At 74.0% G+C, this 769-nt stretch carries 1 protein-coding gene; it reads left to right on the plus strand.

The genetic code is table 11. The features are described 5' to 3' along the window. On the plus strand, nt 1-735 hold a 735-nt coding region (locus AAAV44_RS09790), incomplete at its 5' end, for a transposase (protein WP_349115462.1). Nucleotides 736-769: the final 34 nt, after the last annotated feature.

Genomic DNA, 769 nt, shown 5'->3' on the forward strand with positions numbered 1-769 from the left:
GCCCGCGCCCTCTCGTCGCAGCGCGACCACGTCGTCGCCTGCGCGACCAGGGACAAGAACCGCCTGCGCGCGGTGCTGCTCGAGTCCTGCCCGGCCCTCGAGGCCGCGGTCGACCTGTCGGACCGGCGGTGGCTGGAGCTGCTCGCCGGGTTCGGCGGGGCGTGGGGGATCGCCCGCTCCGGGGCCGAGGGCCCGCGGGCCGAGGCCGCCGGGGAGGCCGCGGCCGCCTCCACCGCGCCCCCGCCGGCGCTCGTCGAGGCCGAGAACAGGCAGGTCAGGTTCCTGGCCGCCCGGATATCGGAGGCCCTCGACGAGGCCGGGGCCCTCGAGGCCGAGACGGCGGCGCTGCTCGAGGGCGACGAGACCTACGCGTGCCTGCTCACCGTGCCCGGCATCGGCCCGAGGACCGCGGCGCAGCTCGCGGTGTCGGTCGACATCGGGAGGTTCCCGGACCACGACCACCTGGCCTCGTACTGCGGCATAGCCCCGAGGGTGAGGAGCTCCGGCACGTCGGTGAGGTCGGTCAGGGCGTCCAGGCGCGGCGACGCGAGGCTCAAGTCCCTGCTGATCTTCTCGTGCAACAGCCTGGTGAGGTCCTCGGGGCGCTACGGCGAGTACTACCGGGCCTGCAGGGCGCGGGGCATGGGGCACGGGCGGGCGCTCAAGGCCGTCGCGAGGAAGCGGCTCAGGGCGATATACGCCGTGATGCGCGACCGGGTGCCCTACCGGGAGTAGCCCCGACGGTTGACAAAACTATAGGAACACCCAA

This window comes from Collinsella sp. CLA-AP-H1 (genome assembly GCF_040092945.1).
Taxonomy (GTDB): domain Bacteria; phylum Actinomycetota; class Coriobacteriia; order Coriobacteriales; family Coriobacteriaceae; genus Collinsella.